We start from the raw sequence: 20,109 nt of genomic DNA, 5'->3' as shown, positions 1-20,109 counted from the left end.
GCAGATCAAAACTACTCGCGCCCAAACTTTCAAAATCCGCGCATCCAGTGTGGGTTTAGATGCGTTGTGGGGTGAACAGTGTGTGTCTGTTGTGGATTATTTGACCTTAAGTGTGGTTTCGAGGGTAAATTCACAAAAAATCGATGATTTATCCGTGGGTTATCTTGACGCACCCACATAAACCCACATAAAATCAAGGGCAAGACTGTTGTCTTGAGTGGTGATACGCATTCGCCGTTCCGCCATGATACACAGACCTAAGAATTCGCGTGGAACGGTTCGTTCGCTCCACACCCATACCTTGAAAGTGATGTGCGCATATGTTTGCTGAAGAACGTCGTGCCGAAATTGCGAAGCTGGTATCTTCTGCACGCCGCGTTAACGGTGCTGATCTCGCTCGACGCTATGACGTCACCATGGAGACTGTGCGACGAGACCTTGCCGCCCTCGAAGAAGCGGGTAAGCTGCGCCGCGTGCATGGCGGCGCCGTTACCGTTGAGCAGTCTACCTCCCTAGAGTCCTCTATTGCCTCACGTCAGGGCATGAATACTCCCGAGAAGCGCCGCATCGCTGCGAAGGCTTATGAGTATCTGCGTGACTCTGATGTGGGTTCGATTGTTCTTGACGCCGGCTCGACCATTGAGATTTTGGCGGACTATATTGGGTCAGAAAACTTTAGCCTCAAGACCGGCAGCGACCGCATCATTATTACCCATGCCCTGCACATTGCAGTCAAACTCGCTGAGGCAGAGGGGGTCACCCTCGAACTTGTGGGCGGTCAGCTGCGCAAGATGACCTGGGCGGCGATTGGTGCTCGTGCCGCCGAATATTTCGCTACGGTACGCCCCGATATTGCGTTTCTTGGCGCCAACGGCATAGATGCCGAATTTGGTGTTTCCACCCCCGGCATGAATGAGGCCATCGTGAAGACCGCGATCTGCAAATCGGCGCGGCGCGTGGTGCTTCTGTGCGATTCTGCGAAGTTTGGGCAGGAATCACTCGTGCGCTTCGCTGACTTCGAGAATATCGATACCATGATCACCGACCGCGCCCCCGATGGTGCGCTTGCTCAGGCTCTTGAAGCCGCTCATGTGGAGGTACTCATCGCATGATTCTGACTCTCACCGCTAACCCTAGTTTGGATCGCACGATCGAACTGGGCTCGCCTCTAGCGCACGGTGCCGTTCAGCGTGCCGTAGGCGCGGTTCAAGACCCCGGCGGTAAAGGGGTCAATATTTCGCGTGCCTTACATACTTCTCAGGTGCCTACTGTTGCGGTGGTTCCGGGAGAAGCTACCGACCCCGTGCTGACCGCTCTTGCGGCGAGCGGCGTGCAGTTTGCGAATCTGCCCACGGGCGAGCCTATCCGCTCGAATATCACCGTGGTTGATCCGGACGGCACGACCACTAAACTTAATGCCCCCGGCATCGAGTTCACCCCTAAGCTACGCGACGCCCTGGATGCGCTCGTGATCGCCCAATCAGAAAACGCAGATTGGGTGGTACTCGCCGGTTCGTTGCCTGGCGGACTGGAAGCAACGTACTATGCTGAGCTGTGTGCAAAGCTGCGCGCCAGCGGATATGAGGGCAAGATCGCCGTTGATACCTCTGAGGCACCGCTGATCGCTACCGTTGCGGGGCAGATAAAGCCTACGCTGATCAAGCCGAATTCTGAGGAGTTGGCACAGCTGACCGGCGCCGAGAATTGGGAAGAGCTGGAATCGAGCCCCGAGCTGACTGCACGTACCGCGCGAACCTTGGTGAATGACGGCATTCCCTATGTGCTGGCAACCCTTGGCGGGTCCGGCGCGGTTCTCGTGACCGCCGAAGGTGCCTGGCATGCACAGCATGAACCCGTGAAGGTGCGCAGCACGGTGGGCGCCGGGGATTCGTCGCTCTCCGGTTTCCTCTATGCTTATGAGCGAGGAGAGTCGCCGCAGCAATGCCTCGTGCAGGCGGTTGCGCATGGCTCGGCGGCAGCATCCTTACCCGGAACACAAATGCCTTCGGCAGCCATGACAACCCCCGAGAAAGTAACCCTAAGGCAACTTTCCATTTAGCTTATATTCCATATCAGGCATATAGCATATAGCCTGGTCAACCACTAAAAACAACATATTTACGGACACTTGAGTGCGTACTGAAAACGCCCGCATAGGCATCATGGCGCACCGCATCATACGCCCGAGGAGGGTATTATGTCTGAGCTCATCACCCCAGAGCTGGTGCTCCTAGACCAGAATCTGGGAGAGACTAAATTCGACGTCATCAGCAAGCTCGCGCACGCCGTCGTCGATGCCTCACGTGCCACCGACTACGATCAGCTGTACGCCGCTGCTGAAGCCCGCGAGTCCAAAACCGACACCGGCATCCCGGGCGGTATCGCCATTCCGCACTGCCGAAGCGCGGCGGTTACCGAACCCACCCTCGCGATGGCACGACCCAAGCCCGGTGTGAGCTTCGGTGCGAAAGACGGTCCGGCCGATCTGATCTTCTTCATCGCCGCCCCCGATGGTGCCGACCAGGAACACCTGAAACTGCTCTCCACGCTGGCGCGTTCGCTCATGAAGAAGAGCTTCACTGCATCCCTGCGTGAGGCACAAACCCCCGAAGAAATCGTAGACCTTGTGAACGATGCACTCGGTACCGGCGCCCCGAAGAAGGCTCCCGCCTCCGCCGACTCGGCAGCATCTGATGCGCAAAAGGCGGGTGCGGGCGCATCCGCTCAAGCTGCAGCGGCACAGACCGACTCCGCAGAAGCGACTGCATCCGAGAAGCCAGCCACCAAGAAAATCGTGGCGGTCACCGCCTGCCCCACCGGCATCGCGCACACCTATATGGCGGCGGATGCCCTCAAATACGCTGCGGAAGACCTCGGCTACGACTTCAAGGTGGAGACTCAGGGGTCCTCCGGGAACGAAACCCTCACCCAGGCCGATATTGATGAAGCCGACGCCGTCATTTTCGCGGTCTCCGTGAACGTGCGCGACCGCAACCGCTTCGCCGGTAAGCCCTATGTGGAATCCCCCGTGAAGCGCGGCATTGACGAACCGCAGGCCATGATTGAGGAGGCCCTGGCAGAGGCGGAAAACCCCAACGGCAAGCGCGTGAGCGCCGCCGCATCCACCGGGGAGGACACCTCCTCGGCTGCCGAAGGTTCGTGGGGCTCACGCATCTACAAGGCCGTGATGACCGGTGTTTCATACATGATCCCGTTCGTCGCCGCCGGTGGCATTATCGTGGCTCTGGGCTTCATCCTCGAAGCAATTACCATGCCGAACCTGGGCGATGTCGATACCGAAAAAATCCTCGCCAACGCCACAATCTACAACCTGGGAGACACCCACTGGACCCTCTACCTGGGCGCGGTGCTGCAAACCATCGGTAAGTTCGGTCTTGACCTAATGGTTCCCGCGCTCGCCGCCTTTATCGCCTACGGGCTGGCGCAGCGCCCCGGTATTGCGCCCGGCTTTATTGCCGGTTCCGTCGCGGTTGCCGTGAAGGCTGGCTTCCTCGGCGGCATTGTCGGCGGTCTGCTCGCCGGTCTGATCGCCTACGGTTTAGGCACCCTCAAACTGCCGCGCTGGCTTGGCTCGATGATGCCCGTGGTCATTACCCCGCTCATAACCTCACTCGTTGCGGGCGGTATCATGTACCTGCTGTTGGGCGCGCCGCTGGCGTGGGTTCTCGAATCCCTGCAGAACTGGCTAACCTCCATGTCTGGCGCATCCGCTCTTGTCCTCGGTCTGATTCTGGGTGCCATGATGGCATCCGATCTGGGTGGTCCCATCAACAAGGCGGCGTATCTATTCGCAACCGCTGGGCTTTCTTCGGGTGCCGATGTGAACAAGGAAATCATGGCAGCCGTTATTATCTCCGGCATGGTTCCGCCGCTGGCTATGGCGCTTGCCACCACCCTACGCCCCAAGCTCTTCACCGAGCCCGAGCGTGAAAACGGCAAGGCTGCGTGGCTGCTGGGCGCATCCTTTATCTCTGAGGGTGCTATTCCGTTTGCCTCTGCAGACCCGGCGCGCGTGATCCCGTCCTCCATCGTAGGCGGCGCGATTGCCGGTGCTATTTCGATGAATGCGCATGTGGCATCCCCGGCACCGCACGGCGGTATCTGGATTATTGGTTTGAGCAACAATATTCCGATGTTCCTGCTCGCCGTTGTCGCCGGTACCGTCGTATCCGCTATCACCTATGTGCTGCTGAAGTCGATTGGCGCGAAGTCGCGGCAGACTGCGACCGAGACCCCAGCGAAGACCGCCGCATAAGCGTTACACTGTAGAGAACCCAACACGAAGGATATATCTTCATGACTACATATAAAGGCGTCGGTGTTTATGCCGGACGCGTTATTGGTCCCGTGCTACAGATGCCCGAGCCTATTCAAGAGCCTAAAGCCGGTCTGCGCCTAGACGGTGAAAGCGCCGAAGAGGCCGGTCAACGTATTCAAGATGCGTCGGTTCGCGTGAAAGAGGACCTGCTCGCACGCGCCGAAAATGCGGGTCGTGACGGCAAGGCCGTGCTCAAATCGACCTCGCAGATGGCGACCGACCGCGCCCTGATTAAGAGCGCCGTGAAGCTGGTTGAGACCCAGCAGATGGCACCTGAGCGCGCGATTTGGGAGGCAGCAACCTCGTTCGCCGACCAGATGGCGGCCCTTGGCGGTTACATGGCTGAGCGCGTCACCGATATTCACGATGTGCGCGCCCGTATTGTGGCGGAACTGACCGGTCAGCAGGCGCCGGGCATCCCCTTCGCGGAGGAGCCTTTCGTGCTCGCCGCAGTTGATCTTGCCCCCGCAGATACCGCGACCCTTGACCCGAAGAACGTGATCGCCCTGATCACTTCGGACGGCGGTCCGCAGGCGCATACCGCGATTTTGGCGCGCGGCCTGGGTCTTCCCGCGATCGTGGCGGCAAAGGGGGTCACCGATATTCCAGACGGCACCGAGGTCTATGTGGACTCGAACGCGGGTATCGTCAATACCGAGCCGACCGATGAAGACCGCGAAGCCGCCGAAAAATACGCTAACCGCAAACCTATCGCCGACTTCGACGGTAAAGGCGTGCTCGCCGACGGCACCCGCGTGCCACTCTACGCGAACGTGGGCGACGGCAAATCCGCCGAGAAGGCTGCTAGCCTGAACGCTGAAGGCGTGGGTCTGCTGCGCACCGAATTTGGCTTCTTGGGGCACGATTCCGAGCCGTCTATTGAGGCCCAGGCAAGCACCTACAAGTCTGTGTTTGACGCCTTCCCCGGCAAGCACATCGTGGTTCGTACCTTGGATGCGGGCGCCGACAAGCCCCTGCCCTTCCTGAACGTGAATCCCGAGGAAAACCCGGCGCTGGGCGTGCGTGGTTTCCGTACCGACTGGACTGTACCGGGCGTGCTGACCCGCCAGCTGGAGGCTATCAAGCAGGCCTCCGAGGATTCCGACGCCGATATTTGGGTGATGGCCCCGATGATTTCGACCACCTCCGAGGCTCGCAACTTTGCGAAAATGCTCAAGGAGGTCGGCCTGCCGGTACACGGCGTGATGGTTGAGACACCCGCCGCCGCTGTGAACGCCGAAGCGATTTTGGGTGAGGTTGATTTCGTGTCGATCGGCACCAACGACCTGACCCAGTACACGATGGCTGCAGACCGCCTGCTGGGCGATCTGGCGCACTTGAACAACCCGTGGCAGCCTGCGGTGCTGAAGATGATTAAGCTGACCGTCAAGGGCGCTAAGCGAGCTTCGGTGAATGCTGGCGAGAAGAAGTATGTGAGCGTCTGCGGTGAGGCCGCCGCCGATCCGGCGCTGGCCGTGGTGCTGGTCGGCCTGGGGGTTGATACCCTCTCGATGAATGCCGGTGCTATCCCCGCGGTTGCGGCGGTGCTCAAGTCGGTGACCCTGGAGCAGGCACGCCATATTGCCAACAAGGCTTTGGAACAGATTTCCTCTGCCGAGGCGAAGGCTGCCGCTCGCGCTGAGCTGCCGATTCTGGACGAGCTCGGCCTCTAGAAGACGCCTCAAACCCGGTGGAGAAAAGGCTAACCCGGTGTTGAAAGTTTATTTCAAGATCGGGTGAGGCATTGGTCCCCAAGCGGTGAGTAAAACTGTACAATTGAGGCAAGAAAACAGGGGGTGCATCCTCCCGTTTGATAAACATGGAGTCGATAACAGACGATTCCTTCACAAAGGAGAAAAACCATGGCAGAGGTTATTGCCACCATTGCAAGCCGCGTTGGTCTGCACGCACGTCCCGCAGCAATTTTTGCTGAGGCAGCTGGCGACCTCCCCGTTGAGGTCACCATTGCAGCCGAAGGCGAGCCCGCAGACGAGGCTATGGATGCAGCTTCGATCCTATCCCTGATGTCCTTGGGCGCTAAGCACGGTGACCGTGTGGTGCTCCGAGCAGAAGGTGAAGGCGCAGACGAAGCTCTAGAGACCCTGAAGAAGATTCTCGAAACCGACCACGACGCAGAGTAATCTTTCCGGCGACTCTCGCCAGCTTTACCGGTATCCCGTCGCTTCACGTGCGGCGGGATACCTGCTTTAAGGCTCGGGCGCGCATCCGGTCCGTTTCCTTACCTCTGCCCCGGTCCGCCCGATTAGGTCGGAAGGGGCATAAAAAGGCTCTTTATTTGAATAAAGCGGCGTTTTTAACTCTTTATTCGCATCAAGGCTCTTTTTAGACGAGGCGAACCCCGCCGATGCACCAATCGCCGCGCCTCTTGTTAGACTTAAGGCGTGCGTGCGCCGCGAGCGCATCAAAAAGACCGCACAAGGTTCGCGGGCGATAGACGTTCGGAACACCCACCACCCCACGAGAGATAGAGACCCTTGCACGAAATTACGGCACGTTTTGCAACCCCAGCAGAAATTCAGGAGTGGGATACCCACGTGATCGCCAACCCGGACGGCGGAAATCTGCTGCAGTCCGCATCATTCGCAAAAGTCAAAGCCGACTACGGGTGGAAACCCCGCTATATCGTGTACGAAGGCACCGTCGATCGTGACGGCGAGCAGCAGCCTTTCGCCAGCTACAGCCTGGCGTTCGAGAAGAATATTCCGTTGCTAGGCAAACTCTGGTACTTCATCAAAGGCCCGGCGGTGCATGATGCCGATGAGCTGCCCGCCCTGCTGCAGGCGAACCGCCGCCTGATTACCGAGCAGAAATTGGGTGTTTTTGCCGTCAAGATTGAGCCTGAAATCGTGGCGGATGAGCACGCTCAGCAGGTTATTGCGGGCACCGAGCTGGTTCGTACCGCCGATATTCAGCCGAATGACTACACCGCCATCCTCTCCACCGAGGGCACTGAGGAAGAGGTGCTCAAGTCGTTGTCTTCACGCGGACGTAACGCTGTACGCCGCGCCACCCGTGAAGGCTGCGAGGTCAAACGGGTTGAGCTCACCGACGAAAATATGCGCGCCATGTATGCCCTTATGGATACCGTGGGGCAGGGCAAAGTTTCGCTTCTGCTGCGCCCCTACGAGTATTACCGCGACTTCTGGAGGGCCTTCGAGAACGCCGGTCAGGGCAGGCTCTACTTCACCTACGAAGACGGCAAACCTTCCGTGGGCGCCTACGTGATTAACTACGGCACGAAGGGCACCTATAAAGACGGCGGTTCTAAGCCGCGCCGTAAACAGTACGGCGACTCTCATCTGGTACAGTGGACTGCGATCACCGACCTCATGAAGGAGCACGGGATCAGCACCTATGACTTCTGCGGCACCCCGCCCGCCGCCGAACTCAAGAATAAGGAACACCCTTACTACGGTCTGGGCCTGTTCAAAACCTCGTTCACGAAGAACGTGACCGACTTCGTGGGCGTTTACGATCAGCCTATTTCAGAGCTCAAATATAAGCTCTGGAACGCCGGTGTGGAGCGGCTGATGCTTCGCCTGTGGGTGAAGAAACACCACTATTCCTTCTACTAGGAAACGCCGCACCGCCACGCCACTCACCGATACACACAGCGCACCAGCACGCAACACGATCAAGGGATACTATGGCGAAGAACCCCGAGGAGCACAGCTACAACCCAGCCGATGAGAACGCGAGGAGTATTCGCCGCCCGGGATATTTCTTCGCCGTTCCTCTCTCCGAAGTGCACGACTCCAAGCTGCGTGAGGCTCTTGCCCACAGCGGCAAGGAGGCCGAGCAGGCTGAGCAGGCGCGTGAGGCGCTATACGAGGTTGCGGCGGCGCACGGCGTGGAAACCGATACGGACGACACCCAGCTTCTTCCCGTCGACGAATCCGGTATGCCTCTCGACGAGGCTCCACAGATGCCCTACGAACCGGAGATACCCTACGAGGAAATCCCCGAAGAACCCGTAATCCAGGCGGTGCAGAGCGTGCCGCCCGAGATACCGCATCCGCAGGAGCCGCCCGCGCAGACCTCCAGCAATATCGTCACGGAGGTCGCTAAATACCGCCAGTCCCAGCCCGTCCCCATGACGGGCATGATCCCGCAGGTTCCCAATTCCCATGCGGCACAGCGGTTCGGCGGTGTAGAGCCCACGGCGAGCGCGCCCCCAGTATCCGTACCCACTACGACGATGCCCGCCGGGCATGGCACGGGCGGGCGGTGGGGCGTGCGAACCACCCTGCGTTCCTTCGTGCGTGCTGACGGCCAAGCGGTGGCACATGTGGCGCCGCGCGGTGCGGCGCGCATCGCCCAGCGGCAGTTTACCCCGCGCGCCAAACGTGAAGAACGTGCTCAACGTGAGGCCCTGTACCGCGAGAAAGAGTACGCCCGCGACACCCTCAATTTCACGCTGCGCCTGGCGGAGGCCATGTTCTACTATGGCGCGGACGCGATGGACGTAGACTCGGCGATTATTGCGGTGTCTTCGGCGTATGGGCTCGATTCGGTGGATGTCAATATCACCAACCAGTCGGTGACCATCAACTACACCTCCGACCCCGATATTTACATGGAGTCGCGCATCAGCTCGCGCAGCATGAGTGCCGATTCCCGGTTCACCCATACGCTCGTGCGCGTGGTGCGTACCTCTACCGAGAATTATGAGGCGCTCGCTTCTACCTACGGGCTGATTCACGATATTACCGAGGGCGGCATGACCTTGGAGGATGCCGACCTTCGCCTGAGCGAGATTACGAACCATCCTAAACCGTATCCTCCGCTGATTACCTGGCTGGCGAATATTGGCTGCGCAACCACGCTGACGGCTGCGTTGGGGGCTAGCTGGTCTACCGCAACCGCTGCGGCGATCGTGTTCATTCCCGTGTACCTGCTGATTCAGTGGCTCAATAAGATTGGTATGCCCACGTTCTTCCGCATGGCGGCGAGTGCGGGTCTGCTGACCTTCCTGGCGATTTGGCTGGGTGGGGATCATTCCATGATTCGCCGTCCGGGGGAGTCGATTTCTGCGCCTCTGGTGGTTGCCGCCGGGCTGATCATGTTCCTGCCGACCTCGCGTCTGGTGGGCGCGGTTCAGGATGCGATTAACGGTTTCCCGGTGACGGCGGCGGGAAGATTCGTTTCGACGGGCATGAGCTTTTTGGGCCTGGTGATCGGCATTGCCTCGGCGGTGAATGCGATTAGCCTGTTTGGCGGTCCGATTCTGGATATTGAGCAGACCCGGTTTGAGCTTCCTTCACCGCTCACGTTCTCGGTGTTCATGCTGGCGGCGACGGTTACGTTTGCGATTACCCTGCATACGAAGCTTGTGAAGCTGGGGTGGCTGGTGCTCATTACCTGTAGTGCCCTGGTGACTTACCACCTGTATACCTACCTGGTGGGGGTAGATTCGGGGCGTGCGAATACGGCGCTTGCTGCCCTCGTAATTGGCATGCTGAGCACCTATGTGGCGTACCGGCTGCATGCCCCGCAGGCGGTTTTTTCGATTCCTGCGCTGACCTTCCTGCTGCCGGGCCTGTCGTTCTTCCGTGGTATGTATCTGCTGACGGTTGAGACGAACGTGGTTTGGGGCATTCAGAGCATGATTTCGGCGGTTTCGATTGTGATTGCGATGGCGGCGGGCGTGACGTTGGGAAACTACCTGATGCAGTACCTGCTGCAGCGTTTCGCGGTTCCGCGCAATGTACCCGCGGAGACTTCTGAGTAGCGCATCCGTGGCTATCACGTTCCCCTGATGCGGGATGCACAAAGGCTCTTTATTCCACAGTGGAATAAAGAGCCTTTGTATGTAGGTATGAGTGGGCGGATGCGCGCTACTTGACCGTCCAGTCCACCGGTTCCGCACCCTGCCGCACCAGCAGCGTATTCACCCGCGAGAACGGGCGCGAACCGAAGAACCCGCGGTGCGCCGACAGCGGCGAGGGATGCGCCGACTCCACACACGGATACGGTTCCAGCATCGGGGCGGTACGCCGCGCATCCGCACCCCACAGCAACCCGACCAGGGGTTTATTGCGAGCCGCCAGCGCCCGAATAGCGCACTCGGTCACCTCTTCCCACCCCTTATTACGATGCGACCCCGGCGCCCCTTCACGCACGCTGAGCACACGGTTCATGAGCATGATGCCTTCATCGGACCACGAGCTCAGATCGCCGTGCTGTGCGGGCTCAATCCCCAAATCGTCGGACAATTCCCGGTAAATATTGATGAGCGATTTCGGCAGGGGCATATCCCGCTGCACCGAGAACGAAAGCCCCATCGCGTTCCCGGGGGTGGGGTAGGGGTCTTGCCCCACGATCAGCACCTTGACCTCGTTCATGGGGCGTGAGAATGCGCGGAAAATATTCTGACCTGTGGGAAAAGTTCGGTGTCCCGCCGCGTGTTCGGTGCGTAAAAACTCGCCCATGGCGTGGATTTTATCTTCGACGGGCGCGAGGGCCTGCGCCCAGTCTTCGCTCATAATGTCGGTCAGCGGCGGGTTCGTCATGAAAATACTCCCTGAGAAAATTTGACTCTAATAACACGGTGACTTCAACCAACATACTCTAAAGTGTTCATGTAGACCACCTATGTTCGTCAGGAATCCAGATGCCGATACCTTCTTCGGAAACCCCCGAACCTTCGCCTGCTGGCGGCTCCGAAGCCGCCGAACCCGCAGCGGCAGTCCCCGCCGATAGCCCCGAACCCAGCCCCACAACACAGACAGCGCCTTCCGCCCCCGGTACTTCCGAGACCCGCGAAATCGGCGGAAAAACTGAGAACACGCGAAAATCCGCTCTCACCGATTTAGAGCGTGCCATGATTGCCCTGGAAAAACGGCACTGGAAGTACCAGGGCACCAAAGAGAAGGCGATTACCGCGCTCGGGCTCACCCCGATCGCCTACTACCAGAAGCTCAATACGATGATCGATAGCCAGCGTGTGATCGCCGCCGAACCCATCCTGATGCACCGCCTGCGCGAGGTTCGCGACCGCAGCTAAAGGCACCCGCACCGATGTGTGCATGAGCGCACGCCAATCTGAACAGGACGGATAAAGCCCCATACGGTACCCTGTAAGAGAGAGCTTTGGCAGGGCTCCACCGCGCAGAGCGGTACATCTATTACTCAACCTAGGGAAGTCATGAGCCAATACCCGCACGATGAATTCGACGACATCGACGAGAATACCGCCCGCCGTGGAACATACCGCGGTGTTATTGACGACCCTTCCAAGAGCCCCAAAGGCATTATTCCCGTTGTCGTCGCCGGTATTTTAGCGCTCGTGCTCGGCGGCGCCATGTACATTAACCACCCGCGCAGCAGCTCGCCCGAGGCCGCCGCGCGCGCCAAGAGCTACAGTGCCCCCGCCTCGCCTTCGGAATCATCGTCGCCCTCTGTCTCGGCATCCGAGCAGGCTAAGGATGCGAACGTGGCGGTCTATAACGCATCCGCGCCCGGCGGGTCTGCGGCCAAGGCAAGCGCCGCGCTTGAAGGTTACACGATTACCGAAACCGCGAACTGGTCGGGCACCCCGCCTCAGTCCAGCACGGTCTACTACAAGGACGAGGCCAAGAAGTCGCAGGCCGAAGCTATTGCGAAAACTCTGAATATCACGACGGTTCAGGAGAGCTCAGACACCTCGATTCTGGGCGAGAACGATATTGTGGTGGTGCTTGCCGCCGACTACAGCTAAACGGCATCATCCGGCTTGATACCGCGGTGTGCGGTACCGTTTATCATCCCCGCTAGTTTCGGGAACGTTCTATGAGCCCTATGCGCTCGCATATAACATCACCCCGGCGCTCGTACCTGGTTCTTCCGCTCCGTGCATTCGCACGCGAAGCCGTACCCGTTCACCCCATTGCGGCTTTCCGTGCGCCTCAAGAATGCGCTGAGGGCGATTAAGCTAAATTCGGTGCTCAAAATGTTTGCCCTCGGGCGCACCAAGTGCCAAAATTGTTTTTAGCACTCGGCGCCTTCAGGTGCTAAAACCGGTATCAAAATCTGCTTCGGCAGACCGGAAAACCTGAGCGCTCCATTCGAAACGTCCAGGAGGGATATCGCCACATGGCAAAACTTATTGCTTTTGATGAAGAAGCTCGCCGCGGTCTAGAGCGCGGACTGAACACTCTAGCCGATGCCGTTAAGGTAACTCTTGGCCCCCGTGGCCGCAACGTCGTGCTTGAGAAGTCGTGGGGCGCACCCACGATCACCAACGACGGTGTTTCCATCGCCAAAGAGATCGAGCTTGAAGACCCCTATGAAAAGATTGGCGCCGAACTCGTCAAAGAGGTAGCCAAGAAGACCGACGATATCGCAGGTGACGGTACCACCACCGCAACCGTGCTCGCTCAGGCGCTCGTGCGTGAGGGCCTGCGCAACGTGGCTGCCGGTGCTGACCCGCTGAGCCTCAAGCGCGGTATTGAGAAGGCTGTTGAGGAGGTCACCAAGACCCTGCTCGACTCCGCGAAAGAAGTTGAGACTGAGGAAGAGATCGCGGCAACCGCATCCATCTCTGCGGGCGATCAGGAGATCGGTAAGCTGATCGCTCAGGCTATGGAGAAGGTCGGCAAGGAAGGCGTGATCACCGTTGAGGAATCCAACACCTTCGGCCTGCACCTGGAACTCACCGAGGGTATGCGCTTCGATAAGGGCTTCCTCTCCGGCTACTTCGTGACCGACCCCGAGCGTCAGGAAGCCGTGCTGGAAGACCCCTACATCCTGGTGGTCAACCAGAAGATCTCGAACGTGAAGGATCTGGTTCCCGTTCTTGAGAAGGTCATGCAGTCCGGCAAACCGCTGCTGATTATCGCCGAGGATGTTGAGGGCGAGGCTCTGGCGCTGCTCGTGCTGAACAAGATGCGCGGCTCCATCAAGTCCGTTGCCGTGAAGGCGCCCGGTTTCGGTGACCGTCGCAAGGCTATGATGGCTGATATTGCGATCCTCACTGGCGGCCAGGTTATTACCGAAGAGGTTGGCCTGTCCCTGGATACCGCAACCCTTGAGATGCTGGGTAAGGCACGCAAGGTTGTTGTCACCAAGGACGAGACCACCATTATTGAGGGCGCTGGCGACGCCGCCGCACTTGAGGGCCGCGTGGCACAGATTCGCGCCGAGATCGCAAACTCCGATTCCGACTACGACCGCGAGAAGCTGCAGGAGCGCCTGGCAAAGCTCGCCGGTGGTGTGGCTGTGCTCAAGGCTGGCGCGGCAACCGAGGTTGAGCTGAAGGAACGCAAGCACCGCATTGAGGATGCTGTGCGCAACGCAAAGGCAGCCGTTGAAGAGGGTATTGTCCCCGGCGGCGGCGTGGCACTGATTCAGGCGGGCGCGAAGGTCTTCGACAAGCTCGACCTGAAGGGTGACGAGGCAACCGGCGCGAACATCGTGCGTGTGGCTATCGATGCGCCGCTGAAGCAGATCGCAACGAACGCTGGCCTTGAGCCCGGCGTGGTTGTCGATAAGGTTCGTTCCCTACCTGAGGGCACCGGTCTAAACGCTGCAACCGGCGAGTACGAAGACCTCATGGCTGCGGGTATTAACGACCCCGTGAAGGTGACCCGTTCCGCTCTGCAGAATGCCGCATCGATCGCCGGTCTGTTCCTGACCACCGAGGCTGTGGTGGCGAACAAGCCTGAGCCCGCATCCGCTGCGGCACCGGCTGCTGACCCGATGGGCGGCATGATGTAACGTTTCCCAACTGAGGGAGTATGTTGAAGCTCTCCGGGGTGGGTTCCTGACCCGGCACAATGCCGGGTACGGAATCCACCCCCGGAGAGCTTTTGTCTATGCTCTTCCCCTCTCAGGACCGCGAGCAGGTGGTTTTTGGCCCGCGCAGGTAGGAAAATCCTACCTTTTCGGCAAAATACTACCTGCTCGCGCGTATGCGTGATTGCTCGCGACGTGCGCCGTGATTCGTTCGGGATGGGCGAGCCGCGCGGTATGCTGGATTTATGATGCCTAACACCACCTCCAAATCTTCCGAAAACAACGCCCCCGATACCCCCGCCCGTTCCGACCAAAATGCAAAGAGTATCGGCTCGCGAAATTCATTTCTGAGCATCGGGTCGGTGAACTCATTCTGCAGCATTGGCTCTGTAAATTCGGCGTTTTCGATCGGCTCGGCTTTCTCGTTCGGATCTGTCGGCTCGGCTTTTTCTTCGCTGTCCATTGCCTCGTGCCTGAGCTTCATGAGCGTGTTATCGGTTTTATCGGAAGCATCTGTGCTCTCGGCACGGTCGTACAGGTCTGTGCTTAAAGCGGGCCAGCAGAAAAAGGCAAAGAAACCGTAGCCTTTCCGCCCGATCCAGCCCTGCCTGCCTGCTAAAAAGAGCCTTTATGTGAATAAAGCGTAGTTTTCGCCGCTTTATTCACATAAAGGCTCTTTTTTCGATGGGGCAGGGGCAAAGGAGCACACCTGGCGGCACGCCGGCAGTGCCACCTGGTGGGTTGACCGTGCCCGCGCATCCACAGGGTAGAATAGTGGGGCTATGGAATGCGCCTATTACCGTGAGAGTCTTTGCCGCTCCTGCACCAACATCGAAACCCCGTACCCCGCCCAGCTCGCGGCGAAACAGGCTGATGCGCGCAGGCTTCTTGCGGCGTACCCTCACCTGACCTGGCTGGAACCCGTCGCCAGCACCGAGGCGCATTTTCGGAATAAGGCGAAGCTGGTGGTGGGCGGTTCGGCGCAGAACCCGTCCCTGGGTATCGTGGATTATCGTTCGGGGCGCGCCACTGATTTAAGCGAATGCCCGCTCTATATTGAGCCGATTGAGCGCGCTATTCCGGTGCTGCACGAGCTCATTCAGCGTGCCGATTTGACCCCGTATGACATTCCGGCCCGGCGCGGCGAGCTCAAGAATATTCTGGTGACCGCATCCGATACGGGCGAGCTGATGGTGCGGTTTGTGCTCCGCTCGAAGAAGCTGCTGGTGCCTATTCGCCGCCAACTGGGGTGGTTGCAGGAGCGTCTGCCGAAGTTGGCGGTGCTGTCGGTGAATCTGCTGCGCGAGCATGTGGCGCTGATTGAGGGCGATGAAGAGATTATTCTGACTGAGCGGCAAACCCTGCCGATGCGCGTGAACGGCATGAGTTTGCACCTGCGCCCGCAGAGTTTCTTTCAGACGAACACGCAGATTGCGCAGGCGATGTATGCGCAGGGTCGCGAGTGGGTGGCGCAGGTGCAGCCGCGCACGCTCTGGGATTTGTATTGCGGCGTGGGCGGTTTTGCCCTGCACGCGGCGCAGGTGATGCACGGTGAGGTCACCGGGATCGAGATCAGCGCGGAGGCGATTCGCAGCGCCCAGCGTACCGTCGCCGAGCAGGGGCTTGAGGGCGTGAAATTTGCGGCGGGGGACGCGACCGAGTTCGCCGTGAACGCCCGCGAAATCCCTGAGATGCTGGTGGTGAATCCGCCCAGGCGAGGTGTTGGTGAGAGGCTGTGCGCCTGGGTTGAGGGCTCCGGGATTGAGCACGTGATTTATTCGAGCTGCAACGCAAAAACCCTTGCCGCTGACCTAGCGCACATGCCCTCCTACAAGCCGATCGCCGCGCGCGTGCTCGATATGTTCCCGCATACGAACCACTATGAGGTTATGGTGCTGTTGCAGCGCGGGTAGGCTTCTCGGGTCGAGCGCTCATTCCCAATTCCGCGAGCAGATACATAACACTAGGGTGCGAGCAGATAGTAATTCGTCATCTTCTCACCGAAATATTATCTGCCCGCGGTGTTATCGGGGTTGCCCGCAGCGTGGCGGGTGCGAGGCGATGATGCGCCAAAGCGATGCGCAGAGCAAGTCATGCACCCGCACGGCTCTTTGCCTCATTCCGCGATTCCTGCGCCCGTATCGCTCGCGCGGTCGGGCCGAGAATGAACGTGAATACGGTGGCGATGATGAAGAGTGCCCCTCCGGCAACAATGGTGTTGATCGCGCCGAACGCTGGTACCGCCCATCCGGTGATGAGGTACCCGACCATACCCGCTAGGGAGAAAACCACACCCATGAAGCTGTAGACGCGCCCGCGCATGTGTTCGTCGATAGCGTCTGCGAAGAGGACTTGCCCGAGCACTTCTTCGGGTCCGTAGAACATGCCCCAGATGAACCAGAGCACGAGTACCGCCCACAGTGCCGGGTGTAGTCCCATGCTCAGGCAGACGGCGCCGTAGCCCAGTCCTGAGATGCACATCCACCCGCGTTTGGTTATGCGTACCCGCCCGGTGCCTGTACCGACGCCGAGTTTGGCTGAAAGCCAGGAGCTGATCACGCATCCGGCGGCGTAGACGGAAGTTGCGATTCCGAAGGCGGTGTAGTCGTGCCCGAGGCCGCGGGTGAGGTATTCGAGCATGGGCAGGGTGGTGATGGGTACGGCGGCGATGGAGAGGAACCAGAAGGTGAGCATGCCGCGCACGACAGGGTTGTGTGCGGTGTAGGCGGCGCCTTCGCGCAGGAGTCTGCCGGTGTGGTGTTCCTGCACGGTGGCGGTGCGTTCAGCGTGGGTGAGGTCGTAGTTGCGTATGGTGGCGACGGTGAGGGCGGCGAGCAGGTTGAGGGTTCCTGCGAATCCGACTGCGAGGGCTGGGGTGGTGAAGGATGCGACGGCGGCTGCGATGGTGGGGCCAAGGGTTTGGGCGAGGAAGATGAGGCTGCCGCGGCGTGCCATGTATTTTTGGTAGTCGTCGCCGAGCAGGGAGGGCATGGCGGCGGAGGCTGCGGGGGATGAGAAGGTGCCGAAGGTTGAGACGAGGAATGCGATGGTGAGGAAAGCGGGTAGTCCTGCGGCGGCGTAGAGGGCTGGGGATGCGATGAGTAGGGCGGCGCTGGCGAGTCTGAAGCTGACGGTGAGGGTTTTGCGGTTGAATCTGTCGGCGATTGTGCCTGCGAAGGGTGCGAAGAGGATGACGGGGACTGCCTCGACGACCATGACGATAGCGGAGTGGGCGAGGTCGCCGGTGGCGCCGTAGGTGAGCAGAGGCATGGCGATAGCTTGGATGCTGGAGGCCAGAGCATCAGAAACCTGCGCGGTCAGGAGCGTGAGCTGCCCGCGTGCGTTCAGCGGCGTTGCTGATGTGGGTTTTGGAGCTGCGACTGTGGGTTTTTCGTCGACGGCGGGCGGGGTGTGTTGCTGGGGGTGGGGCGCTTCTGCGGGGGTTGGCTGGTGCGCCGGGTCTTGAGGCTTAGGTGTTTGGGGTGTTTGTGATGGGTTGGAGCGCTGGTGCGGTGCGGGATGGTGGGGCGAGTTAGGCGGTTCAGGCGAAGAATCTGTGGTGCGTCTCATAATACTGTGGATTCTATCACGGGCAAGAGGGCTCATTGGGTGCGGTTTGGTGAGGGGAGGAGCTGGTATGCGGGCAGGTCGGACGGATGCAGTGGGCAGGTTTTTGCCGGGTGGAACCCCTGAGCGGACTTGATGTCGCCGAGGGTGCGGGGAAGTGAGCGGATGTGAGGTTCTGGTGCTGCAAAACCCTGTTTCTCGCGGAGTTAGGGGAGGGGTGCGGAGTAGTGTTTTGTAGATGCGGCGGCACGCGGAGACGGTGTGCCACCGTGGGTTTCGTGTCATAGTCTGTCACAAACGAAATTTTTGGAAGTTCCTACCCAAAAATCCACCACTTGAGAGAAACTTAACGGTAGCCTTATGCCTGAATGATGCTTTGGGGACTAGAAGAGGCGATATAAAAGCTTGGCAGGTGCATATGTGTAAATATCACCTATAAACTCTTAAAGAGATGGGAAGAATATGGATTTATTAAGGGAAGACTGGTTTTTAAAGATCGTACTTCCAATAGTTATCACAATTATAAGCCTGTTTGGTAGGTGGATTTTAGAGCATATTCCGAAGATGCGCGAAAAGCAAAATATAGATAATATTCTGAGTACCGTACGAATTGCTCATAAGGAACAACTAGAGATCTTAAAAGCCAGTAAAGAAATGAATTTATCTGATGACTATAGTTCTATTAATTTGTATAGTAATGCTGAAAAATGGCAGCAAGAAGTCGTTAAAAATACACCATCAGGTAGAGCACAAAGCTCTCTTTTGCAACTGAATCCGTATACGACTGCGAATGAGATGTTCTCAAATTGTAGCGAAGGGAACTCCTTGACGGTGCCTAAGTTCGTTAAACCGTCAGAGGTTTTAATATCTCTTGGTGGGTTCTTGCTGAGTTTATTTTTTGTTTTCTATACCCTAGTACTTATTATTTACTCTGTATATATAATAATTTCACGTCAAGATTTCGTTGGTTCTATGATTATATTATTTGTTAGTTTCCTTTATATTATACCCGCAATAATGTCATTTACTATTCTTGATGCGATTTCTTTGAAAATTTCAGGATCTGCTTTAGCAGATGTATTCTATAGAAGAATAGCTCACAGAAACGGCAAGAATGTAGAAAGTTCCAATAATGCAGTTCGGTCAAGCAGGATACGTGCAATTATTGCTGATGAGACAATAAAAGATTATATATACATACCTAAAATGGAAAGAAGACTCTTAGGGCTGGGGGAAGTCATACCAACTCTTCCTATTGTGCGGGGTGCTATAGTCCGTGCAACGAATTATGGATATATAAGAGGCTTAGAAGATGAGTATAGGAAAAGCCCAGAAGAACTCAAGAATTACAAAATATCATCACGCATAGTTGCTGTTTTAAATCTTCAAGAATCAACCACAGATAATAAATCTGAGGAGGAATAATGACACCTTTTAATTTGGAGTGGTGGTTTCATTGGACGCATGATGAGGCATTTGTAGAAGTCCTTAAAGTATCTATACCTGCTCTTGGGTCGATATTGGCGGCTCTTATTGCATGGTATGGAATTCGCCGGACTGCTAAGGTTACTCAAGAAGCTTTAGAGAATTCTAAAGAAGCTACTCCGCCAGAACTGTTGCGTCTTGAGAAATGGTCATCAATTCTTAAGGACTCTAATGATTACCCAGAGAATATTAAGAATGGTTTGGATATAGAAACTATTCAGTCTACCTATGATGATATTCTTAAGCGGGCTACCCTTGAGAATCGAATACAAAATCTTGGGATCTTGTCTGAGGAAGTTAGGCAAAAACTTTTGCAAATCAGACCAGGTAGTGGAAGTAAGTATTATCCTGATCCCACATGGAAAATTTCTAAGGAGAACTATAAGTATTTATTAATGCTTATAATTATGGTAATACTTTTATCTTGTTACATTTATTTATTAATAGTGTTAATAGTGTCTGTTTATGATTTCTTAAATATTTTTGATGACGGTAGTCTTTACTCGTTGTTATTTCTGCGGATTGCTACACCAATAGTCGCAATTACTTTATTAGTTGTAGCTGTGTTGATGGCATATATCCTAATTAAGGTTGTATGTGATATTTTCTTAACGAAAAAAGATGATGAGTGCTATGCGAAGAGTGTGTGCTTTATGAATGGGTATAAAATTTTAAAAGATATTTATCTTGCTCCTTATATTTCTGGACTTATTGAAAATGAAAAACAAATAAAAATACGTGACAAATTTGAGAAGTCTCGATTGTATAAAGAATGGAAAAAGAATAATGATGAACACCCTGACTGGGGTTCTTGGAACTACGGGCTAAATATAGGATGGGATAATAGTCCAAATTTAGAAAATCAAGAGTCAGAAGAACCGACTGAAAGCGCTTCTGTTGGTGTAGAAACTGAATCTGAATCTACTCTAAGGTCTTCTCAAAAGATAACTGGCTCTTCGCATTTGAGGGTGTAGGTGTTGTGG

General features: G+C 57.0%; 16 protein-coding genes. 13 read left to right on the top strand and 3 right to left on the bottom strand.

Annotated elements, in window-relative coordinates; translation table 11 throughout:
* Positions 1-320: 320 nt before the first annotated feature.
* The 7 genes from HMPREF2804_RS02585 to HMPREF2804_RS02555 all read left to right on the top strand — a co-directional run bounded on the left by HMPREF2804_RS02585 (position 321) and on the right by HMPREF2804_RS02555 (position 10,091).
* The gene (locus tag HMPREF2804_RS02585) at positions 321-1,112 is read left to right on the top strand and encodes a DeoR/GlpR family DNA-binding transcription regulator (RefSeq protein ID WP_013397862.1); all 792 of its coding nucleotides are present in this window, start codon (positions 321-323) and stop codon (positions 1,110-1,112) included.
* On the top strand, positions 1,109-2,059 hold the full coding sequence (locus tag HMPREF2804_RS02580; protein ID WP_070627141.1) for a 1-phosphofructokinase family hexose kinase: 951 nt from the start codon (positions 1,109-1,111) through the stop codon (positions 2,057-2,059). The genes HMPREF2804_RS02585 and HMPREF2804_RS02580 overlap by 4 nt, the downstream gene beginning before the upstream one ends.
* Positions 2,060-2,197: 138 nt before the next feature.
* Entirely contained in the window at positions 2,198-4,276 is a 2,079-nt protein-coding gene (locus HMPREF2804_RS02575; RefSeq protein ID WP_070627139.1) for a PTS fructose transporter subunit IIABC, read from the top strand.
* Positions 4,277-4,317: 41 nt separating this feature from the next.
* Positions 4,318-6,012: a phosphoenolpyruvate--protein phosphotransferase gene (gene ptsP / locus HMPREF2804_RS02570; RefSeq protein WP_070627137.1), complete on the top strand. Its 1,695-nt coding sequence runs from the start codon at positions 4,318-4,320 to the stop codon at positions 6,010-6,012.
* A 189-nt stretch (positions 6,013-6,201) separates the two neighbouring features.
* Positions 6,202-6,480 carry an HPr family phosphocarrier protein gene (locus HMPREF2804_RS02565; RefSeq protein ID WP_013397859.1) on the top strand — a complete coding sequence of 93 codons (279 nt, stop codon included), beginning with the start codon at positions 6,202-6,204 and terminating at the stop codon, positions 6,478-6,480.
* 354 nt (positions 6,481-6,834) lie between these two features.
* Complete coding sequence (locus HMPREF2804_RS02560; protein WP_070627135.1) at positions 6,835-7,935, top strand: lipid II:glycine glycyltransferase FemX; 1,101 nt, start codon at positions 6,835-6,837, stop codon at positions 7,933-7,935.
* A 71-nt stretch (positions 7,936-8,006) separates the two neighbouring features.
* Complete coding sequence (locus tag HMPREF2804_RS02555; RefSeq protein WP_070627133.1) at positions 8,007-10,091, top strand: threonine/serine exporter family protein; 2,085 nt, start codon at positions 8,007-8,009, stop codon at positions 10,089-10,091.
* A gap of 106 nt (positions 10,092-10,197) precedes the next feature.
* Here HMPREF2804_RS02555 and HMPREF2804_RS02550 read toward each other — a convergent pair whose 3' ends face one another.
* Positions 10,198-10,872 (bottom strand): uracil-DNA glycosylase, encoded by a 675-nt coding sequence (locus HMPREF2804_RS02550; protein ID WP_070448858.1) that lies wholly within the window; start codon positions 10,870-10,872, stop codon positions 10,198-10,200.
* 101 nt (positions 10,873-10,973) lie between these two features.
* Here HMPREF2804_RS02550 and HMPREF2804_RS02545 point away from each other — a divergent pair, with 101 nt between their 5' ends.
* The 3 genes from HMPREF2804_RS02545 to groL all read left to right on the top strand — a co-directional run bounded on the left by HMPREF2804_RS02545 (position 10,974) and on the right by groL (position 14,056).
* Entirely contained in the window at positions 10,974-11,366 is a 393-nt protein-coding gene (locus tag HMPREF2804_RS02545) for a DUF3263 domain-containing protein (protein ID WP_070627131.1), read from the top strand.
* Between the two features lie 141 nt (positions 11,367-11,507).
* Positions 11,508-12,059 carry a LytR C-terminal domain-containing protein gene (locus HMPREF2804_RS02540; RefSeq protein ID WP_070627129.1) on the top strand — a complete coding sequence of 184 codons (552 nt, stop codon included), beginning with the start codon at positions 11,508-11,510 and terminating at the stop codon, positions 12,057-12,059.
* A 374-nt stretch (positions 12,060-12,433) separates the two neighbouring features.
* Positions 12,434-14,056, top strand: coding sequence for a chaperonin GroEL (gene groL / locus HMPREF2804_RS02535; RefSeq protein ID WP_048754150.1), 1,623 nt, complete (start codon positions 12,434-12,436; stop codon positions 14,054-14,056).
* Positions 14,057-14,234: 178 nt separating this feature from the next.
* On the opposite strand, the gene HMPREF2804_RS10680 is transcribed toward groL, so the two are convergent.
* The gene (locus HMPREF2804_RS10680; RefSeq protein ID WP_083308332.1) at positions 14,235-14,537 is read right to left on the bottom strand and encodes a hypothetical protein; all 303 of its coding nucleotides are present in this window, start codon (positions 14,535-14,537) and stop codon (positions 14,235-14,237) included.
* A 319-nt stretch (positions 14,538-14,856) separates the two neighbouring features.
* On the opposite strand from HMPREF2804_RS10680, the gene rlmC reads away from it, so the two are divergent.
* Positions 14,857-15,987 carry a 23S rRNA (uracil(747)-C(5))-methyltransferase RlmC gene (gene rlmC / locus HMPREF2804_RS02525; RefSeq protein WP_070627127.1) on the top strand — a complete coding sequence of 377 codons (1,131 nt, stop codon included), beginning with the start codon at positions 14,857-14,859 and terminating at the stop codon, positions 15,985-15,987.
* Between the two features lie 178 nt (positions 15,988-16,165).
* Here the strand turns inward: rlmC and HMPREF2804_RS02520 are convergent, their stop codons facing one another.
* Positions 16,166-17,644 carry an MFS transporter gene (locus HMPREF2804_RS02520; RefSeq protein ID WP_246824101.1) on the bottom strand — a complete coding sequence of 493 codons (1,479 nt, stop codon included), beginning with the start codon at positions 17,642-17,644 and terminating at the stop codon, positions 16,166-16,168.
* A 459-nt stretch (positions 17,645-18,103) separates the two neighbouring features.
* On the opposite strand from HMPREF2804_RS02520, the gene HMPREF2804_RS02515 reads away from it, so the two are divergent.
* Together HMPREF2804_RS02515 and HMPREF2804_RS02510 are read left to right on the top strand one after the other, a co-directional pair.
* Positions 18,104-19,066 carry a hypothetical protein gene (locus HMPREF2804_RS02515; RefSeq protein ID WP_070627125.1) on the top strand — a complete coding sequence of 321 codons (963 nt, stop codon included), beginning with the start codon at positions 18,104-18,106 and terminating at the stop codon, positions 19,064-19,066.
* Complete coding sequence (locus HMPREF2804_RS02510; RefSeq protein ID WP_070627122.1) at positions 19,066-20,100, top strand: hypothetical protein; 1,035 nt, start codon at positions 19,066-19,068, stop codon at positions 20,098-20,100. Before HMPREF2804_RS02515 ends, HMPREF2804_RS02510 begins: the two co-directional genes overlap by 1 nt.
* Positions 20,101-20,109: the final 9 nt, after the last annotated feature.

Source organism: Rothia sp. HMSC065G12 (assembly GCF_001811455.1).
GTDB lineage: Bacteria > Actinomycetota > Actinomycetes > Actinomycetales > Micrococcaceae > Rothia > Rothia dentocariosa.
The sequence above is the reverse complement of the archived record's forward strand: the minus strand, read 5'-3'. Positions and strand labels throughout refer to the sequence as shown.